Here is a 21,285-nt window from a genome sequence, read left to right on the forward strand (position 1 = left end):
GACCGGCGATTATAACTAACGCTGGCATGACGTTGCCCAGCGCGTGCCGAGACTCTATACCAACCAACGCACAATCGAGGACGACATGAGCGTGGCTGAAAAAACTGAGAAGAAAACCGGCGGACTTGGCGAAACCGTCAACGTCATCATTCAGGCGTTGCTGCTTGCGCTGGTCATCCGCACGCTGCTGTTCCAGCCGTTCTCGATCCCGTCGGGGTCGATGCGGCCGACCTTGCTTGAAGGCGATTACCTGTTCGTCACCAAATGGTCCTATGGCTTCTCCCGCTATTCGCTGCCGTTTGGGCCGGATCTGTTTTCGGGACGCATCTGGGCCTCTGAGCCGAAGCGCGGCGATGTTGTGGTGTTCAAGTTCCCGCCGGACCCGTCCATCGATTATATCAAGCGCGTCGTCGGCCTGCCGGGCGACAAGATCCAGGTCAAGAACGGCCAGCTGTTCATCAACGATGTCGGCGTGCCGCGCGTGAAAACCGGTCAGATCGACAACCCAGACATCACCGAAGAGAATCAGCCGATCGATGTCTACCGGGAAACGCTGCCCAACGGCGTCAGCTACGACACGCTCGACCTGAATCCCAATTCGATCGGCGACAACACCCGCGAATGGAACGTGCCGGCCGGCCACTATTTCATGATGGGCGACAACCGCGACAATTCCTCGGACAGCCGCTTCACCGTCGGCTACGTGCCGGCCGAGAACCTGGTCGGCCGCGCCAATCTGGTTTTCTTCTCGATCGCCGGCAAGGCGAGCCCGCTCGAAATCTGGAAATGGCCGTCGCTGATCCGCGCCTCGCGCCTGTTCCATTTCGTCAATTAGGGTGATGGCAGCGACAAAACGCCTGACCGCCGATGCGCTCGCCGAAGCGCTCATGCAGCGCACCGGCCACGCCTTTGCCGACCGCCAGCGCCTGCAGCGCGCGCTAACCCATGCCAGTGCCCGCTCAAGCCATGCCGGCATCGACTATGAGCGTTTCGAATTCCTCGGCGATCGTGTTCTTGGCCTTGTCGTTGCCGACATGCTTTTGGCGGCATTTCCGGATGCCGCCGAGGGCGAACTGTCGCTGCGCCTCAATGCGCTGGTCAACGCCGAGGCCCTGGCGGAGATCGCCGAGGATATCGGCCTGCCGGACCTGATCCGCGCCGGCTCGGACGTGCGCGGCCTCGACGGGCGCAAGCGCGTCAATATGCGTGCCGACGCGCTGGAATCGCTGATTGCCGTGCTCTATCTCGACGGCGGGCTCGAGGCGGCGCGCGCCTTCATCCACAAATACTGGCAACCGCGCTCGCAGGCCACCGGCGCTGCCCGCCGCGATGCCAAGACCGAGCTGCAGGAATGGGCGCACCAGGCGGCAACCGCCGTGCCGAGCTACACGATAGACAGCCGCGAGGGACCCGACCACGATCCGCTGTTCACCGTCAGCGTCAAGGTCGGCGCCTACGCCCCGGCCACCGGCAGCGGACGTTCCAAGCGCGAGGCCGAGCAGGCCGCCGCCGCGGCACTCCTGCTGCGTGAGGGCGTCTGGCTCAATCAAGGGAGCGCGGCATGACCGCCACCACCGAAGACACTGTGCCGGCGACGCCCGCCGCTGCCACGCACTCCGGCTTCGTCGCGCTGATCGGCGCGCCGAATGCCGGCAAATCGACACTGGTCAACCAGCTGGTCGGCGCCAAGGTATCGATCGTGACGCACAAGGTGCAGACCACCCGCGCCATCGTGCGCGGCATCGCCACGCATGACAACGCGCAGATCGTCTTTGTCGACACGCCGGGCATCTTCAAGCCGAAGCGCCGGCTGGACACGGCGATGGTGACGACCGCCTGGGGCGGTGCCAAGGATGCTGATATCGTGCTGCTTTTGATCGATGCCGAGCGCGGCATCCGCGGCGATGCCGACGCCATCCTCGAGCGGCTGAAGGATGTGCGCCAGCCGATGGTGCTGATCCTCAACAAGGTCGACCGGGTCAAGCACGAAGCGCTGTTGGCCCTGGCCGCGGCAGCGAATGAGAAAGTGCCGTTCAAGCGTACCTTCATGGTCTCGGCGCTGACCGGCTCCGGCTGCAAAGACCTGCTCGACTATCTTGCCGAAGCGCTTCCGGCCGGCCCCTGGTACTATCCCGAAGACCAGATCTCCGACTTGCCGATGCGCCAGCTAGCCGCCGAGATCACCCGCGAAAAGCTGTATCTCAGGCTGCACCAGGAATTGCCCTATTCCTCGCATATCGAGACCGAGAAATGGGAAGAGAAGAAGGACGGCTCGGTGCGCATCGACCAGACCATCTATGTCGAGCGCGACAGCCAGAAGAAAATCGTGCTCGGCCACAAGGGCGAGACGATCCGCGCCATCGGGCAGGCCGCGCGGATGGAGATCGCCGGCATTTTGGAACAGAAGGTGCACCTGTTCCTGTTCGTCAAGGTGCGCGAGAACTGGGGCGACGACCCCGAGCGCTACCGCGAGATGGGGCTCGAGTTTCCGCACTGAGAATTGACGCAGCGCCCGGGATAGGAGCGCCGCGCCTTTTGGCGGATTGGTTCAGGCGATTGCCAGTTGCGCCTTCGGCCGGCGGACAAAACTCTCGGTGCCGTAGTAGGCGACGATGGCAACCGCGATGACCGCCCAGATCGCAACACCAATCCACTGCTGCTGCGTATAGTCGGCGTCGACGAACACCTTGCCGAGGAAGCGCACGCTGTTCTGATGCGTGACATGCATGATGAAGGCGAGCAGCACGCTGCCGGTGTTCTGGTAGAGCCAGGTGAACACCACCGCTGCCAGCAGCACATTGATCGTGCCATAGACGCTGAGGTCGCCGACCAGACCGAGCGGGAAGTGCCAGATAGCCCAGATCACGCCGAGGATCAGGCTGCCCGTCAGCGCCGAGTGGCTGGCGAGCAGACGCGGCACCGCAAAGCCGCGCCAGCCTGGCTCTTCGCCAAGCGGACCGCTGAAGATTGCATAGAGCCCAATGATCGGCAGCATCTCGCTCATCGCGGGAATGTTGCTCCAGGCGGGCGCTGCGGCGCCAAACAGCGGATTGATCAGGATCGAGACCAGCTGCGTTCCAAACGGCAGGCCGAATGCTACCGCATACCATACTGGATGCACCCGCCACTTCACCATCGAGGCGAGGATGGCCTTGACCGCCCCCCAGCCGCCGGACATTGCCGCGACGATGAAGGCGGAGACGAGCGGGCCGAAGGTAAACCAGGGAATGCTGTCGCCACTCGATAGCCAGAACGGGATGAACGCCAGCCAGGTCAGGCCGAGCGTCAGCGAAACGAACGAGGTCAGCTGATGCCTGCGCACCAGATTCAGGAAGGAAGTCATGGCAGTGTCCTCTCATCGGGCAGATTGGAAACGAGAGGTCAACTGCCCGAGAGGTCGACACATCAGGATGAGAGCGGCGGGACCTTTTGCGGCGGACTGAGCCGTCCGTGCCGTTCAACTTGCCCTCATTTGGCGCCAATGCGGTCGAAAAATCCCGAGGGGTTTCTGATGAATTTCCGATATTGCTGGCGCCGCCGGCGATTGCATTCCTGCGCCAGGCTCAGCCAAATCTTGATTTCACCACCGAACCGGTGACAAGCTCTCCACATGGAATGGCGCGACGAGGGAATCATTCTCGGCACCCGCAAGCATGGCGAAACCAGCGCCATTCTCGAGGTGATGACGCGTGCGCATGGCCGCCATCTCGGCCTCGTGCGCGGCGGCCGTTCGCGCAAGCAGCAGCCGGTCCTGCAGCCCGGCAACCGCGTCGACCTGTTGTGGCGGGCGCGGCTCGACGAGCATCTCGGCACCTTCCAGGCCGAGGCGATCGAGATGAACGCCGCCCGGCTGATGGACAGCGCCATCGCCGTCTACGGCCTGCAGACCATGGCCCAGCATCTGCGCCTTTTGCCCGAGCGCGACGCCCATGGCGGCCTGTTTGAGACGCTTGCGGTGATGATCGTCCATCTCGACGATCCCGACGCCGCCGGCGAACTGGTGGCGCGCTTCGAACTGCTGATCCTCGACGAACTCGGCTTCGGCCTCGATCTCAGCCAGTGCGCGGCAACCGGCAGCCGACAGGATCTTGCCTATGTCTCGCCGAAATCCGGCCGCGCCGTGTCGCGTGAGGCAGGCGCGCCGTGGCACGACAAGATGCTGGCGCTGCCGGCCTTCCTGCAGCGTGGCTCGGGCCTGCGCGCCGACCCGGCGGCGGTGGAAGACGCGTTTCGGCTGACCGGCTTCTTCTTTGCCCGCCATGTCTATGAGCCGCGCGGCATCGAGCCGCCCGACGCCCGTGTCGGCTTCCTCGCCGCCTTGCGCAAGCACCATGCGCGGGGCAAGGCGATTGCCGGAGAAACCGCAGCATGAGCGAAGTCGAACTTTATCCCGGCCGGGTTTCGCCTGAAGGATGCCAATGGCAAGCTGCTGGCTTTCGGCACTGAAACATGCTCGATCTTTCCAGCCGCCAATCTGGCGGCGCGTTGAATTTGGCTGGCCGCTTGGCCGCCGCATTTGAATGTCAGTGAAAACTGGCCTGGTTTGGGGGAACCGCCATGTTTGAGAGCCTGATCGGCCTTGTCGTCATCATTGCGATATTCGTCATCGTCTCGCGCCAGCAGAGCCGCATCGGCCTGATCGAGCGTGAGCTTGGCGCGCTGCGCAGCCTCGTCCTTTCAGGCGCGCATGCCGTGCTGCCTGAGATCAAACCGGCCGAGCCGGCGGACGCAGCTCCGGCAGTTGCCGCCGTTGCCGATGTGGCGGCGCCATCGGTGAGCGAGGCCGTCACGGCGCTGGCGCCGGAAGCGGAAGCGGCACCGGCACCGGCCGCAGCCGAACCTCCCAAACCGGCAGCAGCGGCGAAAGCCGCGCAAAAGCCCGACATCGAAACGGCGCTCGGCACCCGCTGGGCGGTCTGGGTCGGCGGCATCGCGCTGGCGTTGGGCGGCCTGTTCCTGATCCGCTACACCATCGAGGCTGGCATTTTTGGGCCCGAGGTGCGGCTGGCCATGGCCGCGGTGCTCGGGCTGGTGCTGATCGCCGGCGGCGAGTTTATCAGGCGAACCGGCTTCAAGGTGCCGGTGCAAGGGGCTGCCGGCGCCTATATTCCGGCGATCCTCACTGCGGCCGGCGCCTTCGTCCTGTTCGGCACGGTCTACGCTGCGCACGCCATTTACGGTTTCGTCGGCCCGGCCTTCGCCTTCACCGTGCTTGGCGCCATCGGCGTGGCGACGATTGTCGCCGCTCTCGTCCACGGCCAGGCCCTGGCCGGCATCGGCCTTGTTGGCTCGATGGCGACGCCGGCGCTTGTCTCCTCGCAGGCGCCAAATCCATGGGCGCTGTTCGTCTATCTCGCGATCGTGCTGGCCGCCACCGCGGTGATCGCCCGCATGCGCGACTGGAAATTCCTGATGGCGGCGGCCTTCTTCGGCACCGGCGCCTGGACCATCGCCTACATGATGAGCGCGCCCGCCGCCGAGCTTGCCGTCATTCTGTTCATCAATGCGGTGACGCTGGCGGCGCTTGCCTTCATCTGGCTAGGCAGTCGTGTCGGCGAGGCGGAAACTGCAAAGAATGGCTTCGACTGGCCCTCGATCGTGCCGGGCGTTTTCGTTGCGTTTTCGGCGCTGGGCCTGTCCGTCGACTCCACCCTTGTCGCCGCCGGCGATGCCGTGCCGGGCGCGTTTGTCCTCGTCGCCCTCGTCGCCACCGCACTTTATAGGCCGCGCGCTTTGCCGCTGCTGCACGCCGCCGGCGTGGTGAGCGTAATGATCTATCTCGGCATCATTCCGCCCACCACCATCGGCTCCGGTTTGTCCCAAGGCAATTTGGGCTTTGACGGCCTGCCGGTGACGGCCGGAAATGCCTGGACGCTGCACATCGGTCTCGGCCTCGGCCTGGTCTTCATCGGCGCAGGTTTCTGGGCCGCACGCCACTTCGTCGCCTCGGCGCGGATCCGCGCGGCATGCTGGGCGGCATGGGGCGTGGTCGCGCCGCTGGTCATCCTGCTGGCACTGTGGTTCACCTACGGCAATCTCGACCGCGATCTTGGCTATGCAGCGGCCGCCGCACTTCTGGTCGCGGTCTTCGCCGCCGGTGGCGAGTGGATCGCACGCGGTGAGGAGCCGCCGCTGCAGGGCGGGCCTGCGGTGTCTTTCGCGCTTGGTGGCGCGGCACTGGCCGGCCTGTTGATGCTGCACATGACCTTCGGTTCCGGCTGGACCACCATTCTGGTCGGTGCCGCGGCCATCGTGCCGGCGCTGGCCACACGCTGGCGCAGCTATCCGATGCTCGGCTGGATTTCGGTCGGCGCGGTCATCGCCGTGCTCGGCCGTGTCGCCTTCGATCCGACCATCGTCGGCGCCGAATTGCTGTCGACGACGCCGGTGTTCAACTGGCTGTTGCCGGGATACGGCGTGCCGGCGCTCGCCTTCGGCTTTGCCGCCTGGCAGCTGGCCCGCACCACCAATGGCCGGCCACGCCTCGCCATGGAAGCAGCGGCGGCACTGTTTGCACTGCTGACCGTTGCCATGCTGGTGCGCCATGCCATGCATGGCGGCGTCATCGACACGGGTGTTATGACGCTCGCCGAACAGGCGATCTACACGCTGATCGCCATCGGCGCCGGCGCCATCCTGGTTGCCATCGACATGCGCTCGCCAAGCTCGGTGCTGCGCTATGGTTCGATGGCCGCCGGCGTGGTTTCGGTCGCCTTTGTCGTCATCAGGCATTTCGTGGTGCTGAACCCGCTGTTCACCGACGAATCGACCGGCCGCATCCCGGTGTTCAACCTGCTGTTCCTCGCCTATCTCCTGCCGGCGGTCGCCGCCGGCGGACTGGCGCTCTACGCCAGGGACAAGCGGCCGAAATGGTATGCGCAGATGCTGGCGCTGGTGGCGGCCGTGCTTGCCTTCGCCTATGCGACGCTCTCGGTCAGGCGGCTGTTCAAGGGTGAGTTCATCGGCCTGTGGAGCGGCCTCGGCCAGCTGGAGACCTACACCTATTCGGCTCTCTGGCTGGTCATCGGCGTGGCGCTGCTCACAGCCGGCGTCTGGCTGAAGTCGCAGGTGTTGCGCATTGCATCTGCCGTGCTGATCTCGGTCGCCGTGGCGAAGGTCTTCATCTTCGACATGTCTGAGCTGGAAGGCGTGCTGCGGGCGCTGTCCTTCATCGGCCTCGGTGCGGTGCTGATCGGCATCGGCCTGTTCTATCAGCGGCTGCTGACGCGGGCGGCGAAGGAAAACGGATAAAGGCAAGCAAGAACAATAAGATTTTCAGTCCGGCCGGGAATAATTCGGCAGCCGGCATCGTTATCTCATTGCTTGGGTGACCGGGGCGGCGGACCGCTTCGCGCTGGCCGCTTGCGCCGCGCTTAGAACGCGCGTTCAATCGGGATCAACGAAGGCGACCTCAGAACCAGCGGTCATGGACGAAAAGAAGGCAGCAATCCTTGGCGAAATACCGCGACTGCGCCGCTACGCACGCTCGCTTTTGCGCGACCGCGATTCCGCCGACGATCTCGTTCAGGACTGTCTCGAGCGGGCGCTTATGCGGCTCGACAACTGGCAGACAGGAGAAAGCCCCAGGAGGTGGCTGTTTACGATCATGCATCATTTGTTCATCGACCAGATGCGCAAGGTGAACCGACGCGGCGAGGCCGCGATGCTGCCGCTGGAAGCGGGCGAGGCGCAGGCCGCCCCCGCCGAACAGGTCGAGAGCATCGCCTCGCGCGAGATCATCGACGCCTTGCAGGCGATCAGCCCCGATCGTCGTGCCGCACTTGTCATGGTCGCCATCGAGGGCTTTTCCTATGCCGAAGCCGCCAACATTCTTGGCGTGCCCGCCGGCACGCTGATGTCGCGCATTGCGCGCGGGCGTGAAGAGTTGCGCGGGCTGCTGGACGACACGGCGCGCCGCCGCGCGATAAGGATCGTTGACAAATGACCCGCCGCGATTTTTCCGAGCGCGACATCCACATGGCCCTCGACGGCGAACTGCCGAGCGACGAGCGTATGGCCTATGACGCCTGGCTTGATGCCAATCCCGAAATGAAGGCAAGGAGCGTCCGCTACACGGCGGACCGCGCCGCATTGCGTGCCGCCTTCGCCGGTGTGCTCGACGAGCCGGTGCCGGCGCGGCTGAGGCAAATCGTGCTTGGCGATGCGCCGGCAAGAGTGACTGTGCCGCGTTCGCGCTGGTGGCTTGCCGCCGCGGCTGCGGCGGTTCTCGTCATTGGCGGTGTGGGCGGCTATTTCGCCGGCATCGATGGGATTGGCCGGGACGACGGCGCCGACGACCAGTTGGCCGAGGCGGCAATCGCTGCCCATGTCATCTATGCCGCCGAACAGCGGCATGCGGTGGAAGTGCCGGCCAGCGACAAGGATCATCTGCAGACCTGGCTGTCCAACCGGGTCGGCCTCAAACTGGTCGCGCCGGATCTGGTGGCTGAAGGCTTCCAGCTCGTCGGCGGCCGGCTGTTGCCTGCCGGCCAGGGTAAGGCGGCGATGCTGCTTTACGAGGACGCCAAGGGCGAGCGCATATCGCTGTTCGTCACCGCCGAATCGGCCGAGAAGACGAAGGGCACCTACATGGCCGACTCCGATGGGCCCGAGGCGGTCTACTGGCTGGACAAGGGCTATGGCTGCGCCGTCGTCGGCTCGTTGCCGCGCGAGCGGCTGGCCGCCGTGGCCAAGAGCGCCTACGGCCAGCTTCTGGCCGGCCTAGCCAGTTGAACCGTGCCGTTTTCCGAAGTCGGCGCCAGTATCGAAAGCGGATACTGTTCAGAGTATTTGCGGCGCCTGACCTATAGCGAAACTGTCACAATTCGGCCCTAATCGAGGTGCGATAGCGCATTGATGAATGCCGGTTTTTCGGCTGGTGTTTGCGACGTTTTCGACCAGGGCCTTTTCTACAACCCAATCGAGGTTTTCCGAGCCCGCATGCCTGCCGAGATTCGCACGGCCCGCGCGTCCGACGTCGATGACCTCGCCGCCATCGAGAAGGTCGTTTTTGACAGCGACCGCATTTCCCGCCGCTCCTTTCGCCTGCTGATCGAGCGCGAGACCGCCGAAATGCTGGTCGCCGAAGACGACGGCCGCGTCGCCGGTTATGCGGTTGTGCTGTTTCGCAAGGGCAGCGGCGTCGCCCGGCTCTATTCCATCGCCACCAGCCCCTTTTTCAGCGGCCGCGGCATTGGCCGCATGTTGCTGCAAAAGGCGGAAGAGGCCGCCTTCGAGCACGACCGCATGATGCTTCGCCTCGAGGTGCGTGAGGACAACGCTCGGGCCATCCGCATCTACGAGCAGAGCGGCTATCGCAAGATCGGCCGTGAACCTGAATATTACGAGGACGGCGCCACGGCGCTGCGCTACGAAAAGACCTTGCGTGGCGACATCCCGGTCGCCACCAAGGTGCCGTTCTACCAGCAGACCTGCGAATTCACCTGTGGCCCTTGCTGCCTGATGATGGCGATGGCCAATTTCGATGCCGGCTTCGTGCCCGACCCGGTCATGGAGATTCGGCTGTGGCGCGAATCGACCACTGTCTTCATGATGTCGGGACCAGGCGGCTGTGAGCCGTTCGGCCTCGCCGTATCCGGCTATGAAAGCGGGCTTTCGGCGGAAATCTACGTGTCTTTCTACGGCGCGCTGTTCCTGCAGTCGGTGCGCAGCGAAGACAAGCGCCGGGTGATGGAACTGGCGCAGGTCGACTTTCGCCGCCGGGCGGAACAATACGGCATCCCGGTGAATTACCGTTCGTTCGCCATTGACGATATCCGCAGCGCGATCGCGGAGGGAAAACTGGTGCTGGTGCTGATCAGCGGCTTCCTGATGTTCGGCAAGAAGGTTCCGCACTGGGTGCTGGCCATTGGCGACGATGGCGACCATATCCTGATCCACGATCCCTGGGTCGAGGATGAGAGGCAGGAGACCATCCTTGATGCCGCCAACATTCCCGTGCCTTACGGCATCTTCATGAACATGGCGCAGTTCGGCCGCGACGGATTGCGCGCCGCCATCACTCTTGGGAAACGCTGATAACAATGACCTGGGTCATCCTAACCGGCCGGCAGAGCGATCTCGACCAGGTGGCGACGCCGCACAAGATCATCACCAATCGCGAATATCTTGCGCATCCGTCGCTGTTTCGCGGCCAGCGGCCGAAGGTCATCAACCTGTCGAACAATTACGGCTACCAGAGCCGCGGCTACTATGCCTCGCTGCTGGCCGGTTCGCGCGGCCACAAGGTCATCCCGACGGTCGAGACCATGATCGACCTGTCGGAGCGCAAGCTCTACGAGCACGCGCTGCCGGAACTGGAACTGGCGCTCAACAAATGCCGCAAGGATCTCGGCGGCGCCTTTCCGCAGAAAGTCTGCATCTTCTTCGGCATCGGCCCGTCCAAGATCTGGGACCGCTTCGCCAAACTTCTGTTCGACTGGTTTCGCGCTCCGGCGCTGGAAGTTCACATCAGGGATAGCGCCGAATGGGCTTCGATCCGCAAGATCGGTTTTCATCCGCTGGCCAGGATGACCGAGGAAGAAGAAAAACACTTCATCCAGTGCCTGGAGACCTACACCAACCGCGAGTGGCGCGACACCAAGGGCCGCACGCCGGCGCGTTACACCTTCGCCACGCTGGTCGATCCGCATGAGGAACTGCCGCCGTCGGAGATTTCGTCGCTGCGCTACTGGGCCAAGATCGCTGAAAAGATGGGCGTCGAAATCGAGCCGATCACTCGCAAGGATCTGGCCAAGCTCGCCAATTACGACGCGCTGTTCATCCGCGAGACCACCTCGATCTCCAACCACACCTACCGCTTCGCCCGCCGCGCCCAGCAGGAAGGCATGCCGGTCATCGACGACCCGCTGTCGATGATCCGCTGCACCAACAAGGTCTATCTCAACGAACTGATGACCTACAACAAGGTGCCGGTGCCGCCGACGGTGATGATCGCCGGCATTTCCGACCTCGAAGTGGCGGCGCAGACGCTGGGCTTCCCGCTGGTGCTGAAGATCCCGGATTCCTCCTTCTCGCGCGGCGTCAAGAAATGCGAGAACCTGGAAGAGCTGAAGACGCTCGCCACCGAATGGCTGGAGGATTCCGACCTTCTGATCGCGCAGAAATTCATCCCGACCGAATATGACTGGCGCGTCGGCGTGCTGGGTGGCCAGCCGCTGTTTGCGGTGCATTATCTGATGGCCAAGAAGCATTGGCAGATCGTCAACCACAAGGCCAATGGCAAGCCCGACCAGGGCGGCATCAAGACCTTCACGCTGAAGGAGACGCCGCACCATGTCGTCGAGACGGCGGTCAAGGCGGCGCGCTGCATCGGCGATGGCCTCTACGGCGTCGACCTCAAGGAAACCAAGGACGGTGTCTTCGTCATCGAAGTCAACGACAATCCCAATCTCGACCATGGCTGGGAGGACTCTGGCGAAAAGGACGAGGTCTGGGTGCGGTTGACACAGTGGTTCCTGGAACGGCTCGACCGTCCCGGGCGGTAGTTCACCGAGGGGAAAAGATGCAGTTCATCGTGATCGAGGATTTCACCGGCTGCGATCGCAAGGAGATCTACCGCCGCTTTCGCGACCGTGGCCGCCTGAAGCCGGACGAGCTTGTCGTGCACCACTCCTGGATCGCGGCGGATATGAGCCGCTGCTTCCTTTTGGTCGAAGCCGACGACGTAACGCTGCTGCAGCGCTGGGTCATCGAATGGGCCGACCTGGTTGAATTTGAGATCATTCCCGTGGCGACGAGCAAGGACATGACAGCGGCATTGGCTAGCCATCTCTGAGTGGTCAACCGCCCATCTCCAAGCTCCGCAAGCCATCAACGGAGCGCCGGCGAGCCCACCGAGCGCAGGCATTCCTCGATCAGCCAAGTGCGGAATGCTGCCACCACGTCGCGCCTTGCGCTTCGCTCCGGGATCGTCAGGCAATAGGGTTGGCGCAATTCGATCGAGCCGGCGACCGGCCTGGCCAGCCTGCCATCCTCCACCGCCTCGGCGCAAAAGACGCCTTGCGCCAGCGCCACACCCAGCCCTGAGATGGCAAGGTCGAGTGCTGCCCGCGACGAGTTGGCCGAGAGGCCGCGCTGTGTGGCACGGCCGGGCGCAACGCCGCCCGCCTCGAACCAGTTGCGCCAGGATGGAAAGGACGCGCCGGTCGGCCCCCAATCCGTGTGGATCAGCGGCAGTCCGGCGAGGCCTTCGGGCTTGATCTCACCGACAAGTCCGGGCGCGCAGACGGGATAGACGGCGTCCCTGACGATATCTTGGGTCGGCTGGTCGCGATAATGCGGGCCGTAGGAGAGCCTGATATCGATCAGCTCGCGGTCGAACGACACCGGGTCGTCGTCGCCTCGGAGCGATATGTCGACGGCGCCATGGCTGGCGACAAAGCCGGCCAGACGCCGGGAAAGCCAGCCCATCGCCATGGATGGCGGCACCGAGACCACCAGCCGCGGGCGGAACGCATCGCCGCCCAGCTCACGCGAGACGCTGCCGATCTCCTGGAACGCCATGCTCAGCCTGGGTAGCATCTCAACGCCGGCTTCGGTCAGCACTACGCGGCGGTTGACCCGGTGGAACAGCTTGCGGCCCATCTGTTCTTCGACGGTGCGGATGAGCTGACTGACCGCGGCCGCCGAGATCGAGAGTTCGTCCGCCGCCGCGGCAAAGCTGCCGGAGCGGTCAGCTGCCTCGAAGGCTTGAAGTCCTTTCAGCGATGGAAGCATGGCCATTCGTCGATCCAATAGATAAGTTTAGCTTACCTATTTTGCATAAATACTCGTTTTTCGAAAGGTTTCTTGTTGGAGTAGCTTGGCTGCATGAACACATCAGCCCAAAATGAACCCAGGGATCATCGCGACGTAATCGCGTCGCTGACGCAGCAGCAGCGCGACCGGCTGACCGCCAAGTCGGATCGCCTTGGGCTGGTCCAGCTCGCCGCGCATTGGGGTGCGATCGTCGTCCTCGGCGCACTGATCGCCGTGAAAGTTCCTTACTGGCCGCTGCTGATGCTGCCGCAAGGCATACTGATCGTCTTCCTGTTCACGCTGCTGCACGAGACAGTGCATCGTACAGCCTTCGAGACGCAGCGGCTGAACGATCTGGTGGCGCGCGCTTGCAGCCTTGCGATCGTGCTGCCGGCCGACTGGTTCCGCTATTTCCACTTCGCACACCACCGTTTCACCCAGGATCCGGAGAACGATCCGGAGTTGGCCTTTCCCAAGCCCGAGACCTGGCGGCAGTATCTGATCCACGTCTCCGGGATTCCGCTGTGGTGGGGACATTTCAAGACGCTCTACATCAACGCCACCGGACAATGCAGCGGCAGCTACGTGCCGCCAAAGGGCCACCCCAAGGTGCGCGCCGAGGCGCGCGCAATGATCGCCTTCTATGCCGTCGTGCTCGTGCTGGCGCTATGGTTCAAGGCGACGGTGCTGGTCTATGTCTGGATCCTGCCGGCGCTGCTCGGACAGCCGTTCCTGCGGCTCTATCTGCTGGCCGAGCATGGTCGTTGCGCGCTGGTCGCCAACATGCTGGAGAACACCAGGACCACGCTTACCAACTGGCTTGTCCGCAAGCTGGCCTGGAACATGCCCTTCCACGCCGAGCACCATGCCTATCCGGGCGTGCCCTTCCATCAATTGCCGCAGTTTCACGCCCTGATCGAGCGCCATCTCAAGGTGGTTGAACCCGGCTATGTCAGCTTCCATGAAAAGTACATCGAGACGCTGCGCTGACTCAGGTGGTCACCTTGGCAGGGTCTGCTCGACGAGATTGACGTAGTAGCGCAGCACGGTGGGAACGATCGCGTCATTGAAGACATAGCGGTCGCCATGTAGCCCTTCGCCGGGCCCGACATTGCCGGCCCCGATCCACGCGTAACAGCCACCGGCTTCCCGAATCATGTAGGCGAAATCCTCGCAGCCCATGCTGGGGCTGAATTCGGTCTCGACCTGTTCGCGGCCGACGACGGAGGCAGCGGCCTGAACGGCTCGGGCTGTCGCAGCCGACGTATTGATCACCGGCGGGTAGCCTTTCCTGTAGATGAGCTTGCTGGTCAGGGCATGTGTGGCGGCGATCCCTTGCGCAATCTCGCCGATGCGCTTTTCGCAATGGTCCGACAGCGCGGGTTCGAAGAAGCGGCAGGTTCCTTGCAGCCAGACCTTGCCTGGCACGATGTTGCCGACATTGCCGCCATGGATCTGCGTGATCGAGACAACCAGCGCGGTCTGCGGATCGACGGAGCGGCTGACGACGCGCTGGACAGCCTGGACGAAGGCTCCGGCTGCCAGGATCGGGTCATCGCCAAGTTGCGGCATGGCGGCATGCGCGCCGGTGCCTTCAAAACTCAGTTCGAAATTGTCGACGGCCGCCATCATCGGGCCAACGCGGGTGGCAATCGTCCCCAGCGGGACCCCTGGCCAGTTGTGCACGGCATAGACGCCTTCCGCCGGAAAACGCTTGAAAACCCCATCCTCGATCATCCGCATGCTGCCGCCTTCATTCTCCTCCGCCGGCTGGAAGATGAAATAGACGGTGCCGTCAAACGCGCGGCTGTCGGTCAGCAGTTTTGCGGCGCCGAGCAGCATCGACGTGTGGCCGTCATGGCCACAGGCATGCATCACGCCTGGCTTTTTCGAAGCGTAGGGCAATCCTGTCTTTTCCTGTACGGGCAAGGCATCGAGTTCGGCCCTCAGCCCGATCGCGCGCGAGCCTGATCCGCTCCTGAGAACGCCGACCACGCCGGTACCGCCAATGCCTTCGTGGACTTCGTCGAGCCCGAAGGCGCGCAGCCGGTCGGCAACGAAGCGCGCGGTCTCATGCTCGTTGAAGCCGAGTTCGGGATTGGCGTGGATATGATGCCGCCAGGCGATCACCTCCGGTGTGAGGGCAGCGACGGGGTCGTTGTGCAGCATTTGCACTCTCCTTCCTGGTCGACATAAACTCGGTACGGTTTGGGTTGCGGGTGCCGACAAGGAAATAGAGGCTGGGATCGGCAGCGTCTTGAACAGGATTGACCGTGGTGAGAATTCCGGATCCCAAGGCAGAGACGACGCAGTTCTGGCGCCATCCTCGCTTTCGCGATCTCGGCATGCTCGAGGCGCGCTTCACCCGGCATCGCTACGACCTGCACACGCATCCGACCTACGTGATCGCGCTGATCACACAAGGATGCGAGCGCGTCCGCATCGGCAGCCAGAGCGTGGTCGCGCCGGCAGGTACGGTGCTAATCGTCAATCCAGAGGTGTGGCATGACGGCGAGGCGGGTGCCGATGAAGGCTGGGCCTACAGGACCTTCTACCCCTCGGTCCCGCTGATGAGCACGGTCGCTGAGGAACTGGGGCAAGATCGTCCGCCGCTGTTTTCACAAGCGATCATCGATGACGGCGATCTCGTCCAGGCGGTCGCCCTGGCGCACCAGGGCTCGACATCCGGTGACGCGACCAGCGCCGAAACATCCATGCTCGTCGCCTTGCGCAAACTCATCCTTCGTTATGGCGATTGGGGCGACCGGCGGCGCGAGGCGGTCGAAAGTTTCGGGTCACGAAGCAGGTTCTCGATCTATGAGCAGGTGATCGAATACAACCTCACCGCTGAACTCGACCTACAAAGGCTCGCTCAAGCCGCCGGCGTGACCCGGTTCCAGGTGATCCGGGATTTCAGGAAAGTGGTGGGTCTCACGCCTGCGGCAGTCATCCGCGACCGGAAATTGCGCCGCGCCAATCTGCTGATCCAGCAAGGTTCAAGTCTCGCCGATGCCGCCTTTGCAGCTGGCTTCTCCGACCAGAGCCATCTCTCCCGCATTTTCCGTGCGGCGCATGGCATGACGCCGGGGATGTTCAGGCGCGCTGGCTGACATAGCCTCAGCCAGATTGGCTGAGCACGCTGGTTTTCATCAGCCGGTTGAAATCCGCCACCTTCGACGGCACGCCGATGAGGTAGCCCTGCGCCTCGACGCAGCCATATCTGCGCAGCGTGTCCAACTGGGCATCGGTCTCGACGCCTTCAGCGGTAACGGTGATGCCAAGCTCCTTGCCAAGCCCGATGATGGTGCGCACGATCGCCGCGGTCTCGTGGCTGTCGATGTCGCGGATGAAGGAGCGGTCGATCTTGATTTTGTCGACGGGGAAGCGCCGGAGATAGCCGAGCGAGGAATAGCCGGTACCGAAATCGTCGAGCGCGATGCGGATGCCGAGATCGCGTAGCTGCCCGAGCGTCTTCAGCACCGTGTCGCTTTCGTCCATCAGCACCGTCTCGGTGATTTCCAGCTCGAGCCGGCTGGCCGCCACGCCGGAAAATGCCAGCGCCGAGATGACGCTGCGGGCAAAGCCGCCGCTCTTGATCTGCACCGCCGAAACATTGACCGCGACGCGCAGCCCGTTCGGCCAGCCCGCCGCCACCGTGCAGGCTTTGCGCAACGCCCAGTCTCCCAGCTGCACGATCAGCCCGGTCTCTTCGGCGACCGCAATGAAATCGTCAGGGGCTATCAGGCCGCGGGTCGGCGAATGCCAGCGCATCAAGGCTTCGGCGCCGACGATGTCGCCGGAGGCGATGTTCATGATCGGTTGGAAATCCAGCGCGAACTCGCGCCGCGGCAATGCCGCTTCGAGGTCGCTTTCAAGCAACCGGCGCGCCCGCACCATCGCGTCCATGCCCGGCTCGAAGAAGCGGTAGACGTTGCGGCCTTCGCTCTTGCCACGGTAGAGCGCCATGTCGGCGTTCTTCAGCAGCGTGTCGGCATCCTCGCCGTCATTGGGGTAAAGCGCGATGCCGAGGCTGATGCCGACATGCATGTCGCGGCTTTTGTCGCGAAATGGTTTGCCGATGATGTCGACGATGCGCTTTGCCAGTTTCTCGGCGTCGGCAGCACCTTTGGGGTTGAACTGGATGATGGCGAACTCGTCGCCGCCGAACCGTGCCACGACATCGGTTTCGTTGCGCAGGCAGCGCTGCAGCCGTTCGGCCACGCATTTCAGCAGCCAGTCGCCGGCCGGATGCCCCCAGGTGTCGTTCACAGCCTTGAAGCGATCGAGGTCGAGCGAGAATATCGCCAGTGGCGTGCCTTTGGCCTCGCTCAAGGCCCGGTCGAGCCGTTCGCGGAACATCGAACGATTGGGCAGGTTGGTCAGCGTGTCGTGATGCGCAAGATGGGTCATGCGCTCTTCGACAAGCTGGCGCTCGGTGACGTCGTCGAACGTCGTTACCCAGCCGCCGCCGCTCATGAGCCGGCGTGTGACCAGAAGCGTCCTGCCGTCTGTAAGATGGCGATATGCCGAATGCGTTTTCGTCGCCTTCAGGCTGGCTTCGGTCTTGGTGACTTCGCTCTCGACGTCGATCTTGGCATAGATGCCCAGTTCCAGCAGTTTTTCGAGTGCGTCGCGGTGCGTCGTTCCGAACGGGAAGTCGGCCGCGTTGACCTGGTAGAGCTCCAGGAAACGCTCATTGCGCACGATCATCTTGCCGTCGGCGTCATACATCAACAAGCCTTGCGACATGTTGGCGAGCGCCGCGTCGAAGCGGCGATGCTGCTCCTTCAGCTCCAGCTCGGCGCGCCGCTGCTCGGTGATGTCCTCATAGATCGACACCCACCCGCCCGGCGCCAGCGGCCGGTGCGAGATGTCGATGATGCGCCCGTCCGACAGTGTTTCCTCATAGGTCGAAGGCCTGGCGCCGTCGATATAGGGTTTGCGGATGCCATAGAGATCCGCGGCGCTGTGCGAGGCGACGCCGGTCTCGACGCTGTGCTGCAGAATATCGAAGAAGCGTATGCCGGGCCGCACGATCGCGGGGTCGAGGCAGAAGATGTCGAGGTAGTGGCGGTTGCAGATGATCATCCGCTCATCGGCATCGAACATGCACAACCCATGCGACATGTTCTCGACGGCGGCCGAAAAGCGCTCGTTTTGCTCGCGCAGCTCGTCTTCGATGGGTCGCGGCGTAGCCACACCTTCGGCCTCCTGTCCTGGGACAGGCGCATCAACCTCGATAGGAGCGACGGGCATGAGGCGAGCCTGCAGACCGTGATCAAACACGGATAGTTGTCGCCATCGCCGGTTAATTTACCGTTCGTTCAGGGACCGGAATGCGCCGCAATGACCGCCTGGCGCCTGGTCTCAAGCGCCGCAAACCGCTTGAGGAAGGCATTCTGCGCCCAGGTCACCGAGCGCGGGGTGACATCGAAGCGCTCGGCGTTGAAGCCGCGCGGCCGGCCGAAGAACTCGGTTGCCTCGGCGGTTGAAAAACCGGCAAGCAGCGTCGCCTCGAAATAGGCGGCGATCTGGTCGGCGCGCTTGATCTCCTTGCGCAGCGTCACACCGAGTTCCTGCGGCAGCGAAAAGCGCTGATGGATGGCGTGCTGCAGCCTCAATTCGCAATCCTTGTAGCTGCCGCCCATCACCGATTTGAACGGCGAGATCATGTCGCCGATGACATATTCCGGTGCGTCGTGCAGCAGCGCCGCCAGCATGGCATCGGGCATGGCGTCGGGCACCAGCTCGGAAAACAGCGCCTCGACCAGCAGCGAATGCTGGGCGACCGAAAAGGCATGCTCACCGCGGGTCTGGCCGTTCCAGCGGGCGACGCGGGCGAGCCCGTGGGCGATGTCGGAAATCTCGATGTCCAGCGGCGAGGGATCGAGCAGGTCGAGCCGCCGTCCCGACAGCATGCGCTGCCAGGCGCGCGGTGGCGCCCCGGCGCGGTCGGGCGCCATCAGGCCTCCTCCGCGCCGACGGCTTCCCTAGGAAAACCGAACTTTGCCCAGGCCGGAATGGCAAGCGAGACGGTGACATCACCGGCCATGACAGGCTGGCCGGCATCGAGCGCCGCCTTGACGCGGTCGATGCGGGCGATGGCGAGGCCGGTCGTGCCGGCGGTCGAGCCGAGCGTGCCGACCGGCCGTCCGGCAACCGTCAGTTCCGTGCCCGGCGCGGGCAGGGGGCTTTGGCTCTGCACGATCAACACCCGTCGTCTGGCGGTGCCGCGATGCTGCATGCGCGAGACCACCTCCTGGCCGACATAGCAGCCTTTCTTGAAGCCGACGCCGCCGATCTCGTCGAGCAGCACATCGTGCGGGAAGGCGTCGCTTAGCTGGTAGTCGGTCCCGCTTTCTACGATGCCATGGGCGATGCGCAGGGCCTGCCATGCGATGAGGTCGCCATTCTGGGCGCCGCCGCCGTAGACGCGCCTGACGGCCGCGTCGGCAAAGCGCGTGTCCGCGACATCAGTTGAATCAGATTGTGAGGCAGTTGAATCGTCGCCCCAGGCGACAGTGACAAGTGATTGATCGACCTTGGCAATCTCGACCTTGGCGCGCAATTTGTAGAGCATGAGCCGGCGTATGAAATCATCCGCGACCTCGGCGCGGCATTCGAGGCGAAAGCCATTGTCACCGGTGCGCGAGATCAGGAAGTCGAACAGGATCTTGCCTTGCGGCGAAAGCAGCGCACCCGGCTTTGCCTCGCCGGGGCGGAGCACGTCGAGGTCGGTGGTGAGAATGTTCTGCAAAAAATGCTCGGCATCCGGGCCTGACACGGAAATGAGGGCGCGGTCTCTCAGCAGGGCAAAGGGCATGGGTGAAAAGCAGCCTGATCTTGCAAAACGGTCGGCCTTTACGTAAGCCGCTGATACTCCCCCCGCAAGAGACCGGAGCCACATGGCCACGACCTACGACCTCATCCTGACAGGCGGCACGGTGGTCAACCATGACGGCGAGGGTATTCGCGACGTCGGCGTCAGCGGCGGCCGCGTCGCGGCAATTGGCGATCTCAGCCAGGCCTCGGCCGGCGAGACGATCGACTGCCGCGGCCTGCACATCCTGCCCGGCGTCGTCGACAGCCAGGTGCATTTCCGCGAACCGGGGCTGGAACACAAGGAAGACCTGGAGACCGGTTCGCGCGCTGCGGTGCTGGGCGGCGTCACCGCCGTGTTCGAGATGCCCAACACCAACCCGCTGACCACCAGCGAGGCGGCGCTCGCCGACAAGCTACGGCGCGCCTCCGGCCGCATGCATTGCGACTTTGCCTTCTGGGTCGGCGGCACCCGCGAGAATGCCAAAGACGTCGGCGAACTTGAACGGCTGCCTGGTGCGGCCGGCATCAAAGTGTTCATGGGCTCGTCCACCGGCGACCTGCTGGTCGAGGATGACGAGGGTGTCGCCTCGATCCTGAGAAACACCCGCCGCCGTGCCGCCTTTCACTCCGAGGACGAGTTCCGGCTGCGCGAGCGGCTTGGCGAGCGCATCGACGGCGACCCGTCATCGCACCCTGTCTGGCGCGATGAGATCGCCGCCCTGCGCTGCACCGAGCGCCTCGTGCGCATCGCGCGACAGACCCGCGCCCGTATCCATGTGCTGCACATCTCGACCGCCGAAGAGATCGTGTTCCTCGAACAGCACAAGGATGTTGCCACCTGCGAGGCGACGCCGCACCATTTGACGCTGAGCGCCGACGATTACGCGCGGCTGGGCACGTTGATCCAGATGAATCCGCCGGTGCGGGCCGCGCGCCACCGCGACGGCGTCTGGCATGGCATTTCGCAAGGCATCGTCGATGTGCTGGGCTCCGACCACGCCCCGCACACGCTGGTCGAAAAGGCAAAGTCCTATCCGGCCTCGCCGTCGGGCATGACCGGTGTGCAGACGCTGGTGCCGATCATGCTCGACCACGTCAATGCCGGCCGGCTGACCTTGCAGCGCTTCGTCGACCTCTCCAGCCACGGCCCGCAGCGCATCTTCGGCATGGCCAGAAAAGGCCGCATCGCCGCCGGCTACGACGCCGATTTCACCATTGTCGATCTGAAGCGCCGGCAGACCATCACCAACGCCCAGGCTGGCTCCAAGGCTGGCTGGACGCCCTATGACGGCAAAGAGGTTACCGGTTGGCCAATTGGCACCGTCGTGCGTGGCCGACGCGTCGTGTGGGACGGTGAGATCGTCACACCGGGCCAGGGCAGGGCAGTGGAGTTTTCCGAGGCGTTGCCGGGCTAGGTGTTTCCACGCGTTGGATTTTTTAAGCAAAATCCACTACGTTAAGGGAATTATGAACGCAGATGTCGCGCCCATGATCGTCCCCGCTGAGTTTCCGGAACTCCAGGCAATCGCCTGGAGCCGCGACGCTACGCGCCCAATTCCGGCCGAAGAGGCATTTGCGCTATACGAGCGCAATTGGCGTTTTGTCGATCAGAAGCGCCTGACGGCGCGTGAAAAGCTGCTTATCCAGAATCTGGCCAACGAATTCGGTCATGGCATCCTTTTAACCACTGTCTGAAGCGCGCTC

At 63.7% G+C, this 21,285-nt stretch carries 20 protein-coding genes; 14 read left to right on the top strand and 6 right to left on the bottom strand.

The genetic code is table 11. From position 1 onward, the window contains the following. The first annotated feature begins 85 nt into the window (after window positions 1-85). Genes lepB through era form a run of 3 tightly spaced genes read left to right on the top strand, consistent with a single transcriptional unit; the run spans window position 86 to window position 2,497 of the window. Window positions 86-835, top strand: a complete 750-nt coding sequence (gene lepB, locus AC1DX6_RS19915; RefSeq protein WP_477316366.1) for a signal peptidase I — start codon at window positions 86-88, stop codon at window positions 833-835. Between the two features lie 4 nt (window positions 836-839). Further along, window positions 840-1,565, top strand: a complete 726-nt coding sequence (rnc, locus tag AC1DX6_RS19920; RefSeq protein ID WP_477316368.1) for a ribonuclease III — start codon at window positions 840-842, stop codon at window positions 1,563-1,565. Continuing rightward, window positions 1,562-2,497 carry a GTPase Era gene (gene era, locus AC1DX6_RS19925; protein ID WP_477316370.1) on the top strand — a complete coding sequence of 312 codons (936 nt, stop codon included), beginning with the start codon at window positions 1,562-1,564 and terminating at the stop codon, window positions 2,495-2,497. The genes rnc and era overlap by 4 nt, the downstream gene beginning before the upstream one ends. A gap of 51 nt (window positions 2,498-2,548) precedes the next feature. Here era and AC1DX6_RS19930 read toward each other — a convergent pair whose 3' ends face one another. Further along, a complete protein-coding gene (locus AC1DX6_RS19930; protein ID WP_477316372.1) occupies window positions 2,549-3,343 on the bottom strand; it encodes a CPBP family intramembrane glutamic endopeptidase in 795 nt (264 codons plus the stop codon). A 267-nt stretch (window positions 3,344-3,610) separates the two neighbouring features. On the opposite strand from AC1DX6_RS19930, the gene recO reads away from it, so the two are divergent. From recO to AC1DX6_RS19965, 7 genes are all read left to right on the top strand, one after another. Further along, complete coding sequence (recO, locus tag AC1DX6_RS19935) at window positions 3,611-4,372, top strand: DNA repair protein RecO (RefSeq protein WP_477316374.1); 762 nt, start codon at window positions 3,611-3,613, stop codon at window positions 4,370-4,372. A 185-nt stretch (window positions 4,373-4,557) separates the two neighbouring features. Then, entirely contained in the window at window positions 4,558-7,251 is a 2,694-nt protein-coding gene (locus AC1DX6_RS19940; protein ID WP_477316376.1) for a DUF2339 domain-containing protein, read from the top strand. A gap of 175 nt (window positions 7,252-7,426) precedes the next feature. Then, window positions 7,427-7,945, top strand: a complete 519-nt coding sequence (locus AC1DX6_RS19945) for a sigma-70 family RNA polymerase sigma factor (protein WP_477316378.1) — start codon at window positions 7,427-7,429, stop codon at window positions 7,943-7,945. After that, window positions 7,942-8,733: an anti-sigma factor family protein gene (locus AC1DX6_RS19950; protein WP_477316380.1), complete on the top strand. Its 792-nt coding sequence runs from the start codon at window positions 7,942-7,944 to the stop codon at window positions 8,731-8,733. Before AC1DX6_RS19945 ends, AC1DX6_RS19950 begins: the two co-directional genes overlap by 4 nt. A 207-nt stretch (window positions 8,734-8,940) precedes the next feature. Further along, the gene (locus AC1DX6_RS19955) at window positions 8,941-10,038 is read left to right on the top strand and encodes a peptidase C39 family protein (protein WP_477316382.1); all 1,098 of its coding nucleotides are present in this window, start codon (window positions 8,941-8,943) and stop codon (window positions 10,036-10,038) included. Window positions 10,039-10,043: 5 nt separating this feature from the next. Then, the gene (locus AC1DX6_RS19960; RefSeq protein WP_477316384.1) at window positions 10,044-11,507 is read left to right on the top strand and encodes a RimK family protein; all 1,464 of its coding nucleotides are present in this window, start codon (window positions 10,044-10,046) and stop codon (window positions 11,505-11,507) included. A 17-nt stretch (window positions 11,508-11,524) separates the two neighbouring features. Further along, complete coding sequence (locus AC1DX6_RS19965; RefSeq protein ID WP_477316386.1) at window positions 11,525-11,797, top strand: DUF3303 domain-containing protein; 273 nt, start codon at window positions 11,525-11,527, stop codon at window positions 11,795-11,797. Between the two features lie 35 nt (window positions 11,798-11,832). On the opposite strand, the gene AC1DX6_RS19970 is transcribed toward AC1DX6_RS19965, so the two are convergent. Continuing rightward, complete coding sequence (locus AC1DX6_RS19970) at window positions 11,833-12,744, bottom strand: LysR substrate-binding domain-containing protein (protein WP_477316388.1); 912 nt, start codon at window positions 12,742-12,744, stop codon at window positions 11,833-11,835. 87 nt (window positions 12,745-12,831) lie between these two features. Here AC1DX6_RS19970 and AC1DX6_RS19975 point away from each other — a divergent pair, with 87 nt between their 5' ends. After that, complete coding sequence (locus tag AC1DX6_RS19975) at window positions 12,832-13,749, top strand: fatty acid desaturase family protein (protein WP_477316390.1); 918 nt, start codon at window positions 12,832-12,834, stop codon at window positions 13,747-13,749. Window positions 13,750-13,758: 9 nt separating this feature from the next. On the opposite strand, the gene AC1DX6_RS19980 is transcribed toward AC1DX6_RS19975, so the two are convergent. Beyond that, complete coding sequence (locus tag AC1DX6_RS19980) at window positions 13,759-14,928, bottom strand: amidohydrolase (protein WP_477316392.1); 1,170 nt, start codon at window positions 14,926-14,928, stop codon at window positions 13,759-13,761. Between the two features lie 107 nt (window positions 14,929-15,035). Between AC1DX6_RS19980 and AC1DX6_RS19985 the strand changes: the two genes are divergently transcribed. Next, window positions 15,036-15,869: a helix-turn-helix transcriptional regulator gene (locus tag AC1DX6_RS19985; protein ID WP_477316394.1), complete on the top strand. Its 834-nt coding sequence runs from the start codon at window positions 15,036-15,038 to the stop codon at window positions 15,867-15,869. 7 nt (window positions 15,870-15,876) lie between these two features. Here the strand turns inward: AC1DX6_RS19985 and AC1DX6_RS19990 are convergent, their stop codons facing one another. The 3 genes from AC1DX6_RS19990 to ygfZ all read right to left on the bottom strand — a co-directional run bounded on the left by AC1DX6_RS19990 (window position 15,877) and on the right by ygfZ (window position 19,582). After that, window positions 15,877-18,015 carry a putative bifunctional diguanylate cyclase/phosphodiesterase gene (locus AC1DX6_RS19990; protein WP_477316396.1) on the bottom strand — a complete coding sequence of 713 codons (2,139 nt, stop codon included), beginning with the start codon at window positions 18,013-18,015 and terminating at the stop codon, window positions 15,877-15,879. Window positions 18,016-18,083: 68 nt separating this feature from the next. Beyond that, window positions 18,084-18,722, bottom strand: a complete 639-nt coding sequence (locus tag AC1DX6_RS19995; RefSeq protein ID WP_477316398.1) for a YfbR-like 5'-deoxynucleotidase — start codon at window positions 18,720-18,722, stop codon at window positions 18,084-18,086. Beyond that, a complete protein-coding gene (gene ygfZ, locus AC1DX6_RS20000) occupies window positions 18,722-19,582 on the bottom strand; it encodes a CAF17-like 4Fe-4S cluster assembly/insertion protein YgfZ (protein WP_477316400.1) in 861 nt (286 codons plus the stop codon). The genes AC1DX6_RS19995 and ygfZ overlap by 1 nt, the downstream gene beginning before the upstream one ends. Window positions 19,583-19,664: 82 nt before the next feature. Between ygfZ and AC1DX6_RS20005 the strand changes: the two genes are divergently transcribed. Then, window positions 19,665-20,996, top strand: coding sequence for a dihydroorotase (locus AC1DX6_RS20005; RefSeq protein WP_477316402.1), 1,332 nt, complete (start codon window positions 19,665-19,667; stop codon window positions 20,994-20,996). A gap of 52 nt (window positions 20,997-21,048) precedes the next feature. After that, window positions 21,049-21,276, top strand: coding sequence for a hypothetical protein (locus AC1DX6_RS20010; RefSeq protein ID WP_477316404.1), 228 nt, complete (start codon window positions 21,049-21,051; stop codon window positions 21,274-21,276). Window positions 21,277-21,285 lie beyond the last annotated feature (9 nt).

Source organism: Mesorhizobium sp. P2_C4, assembly GCF_056404575.1.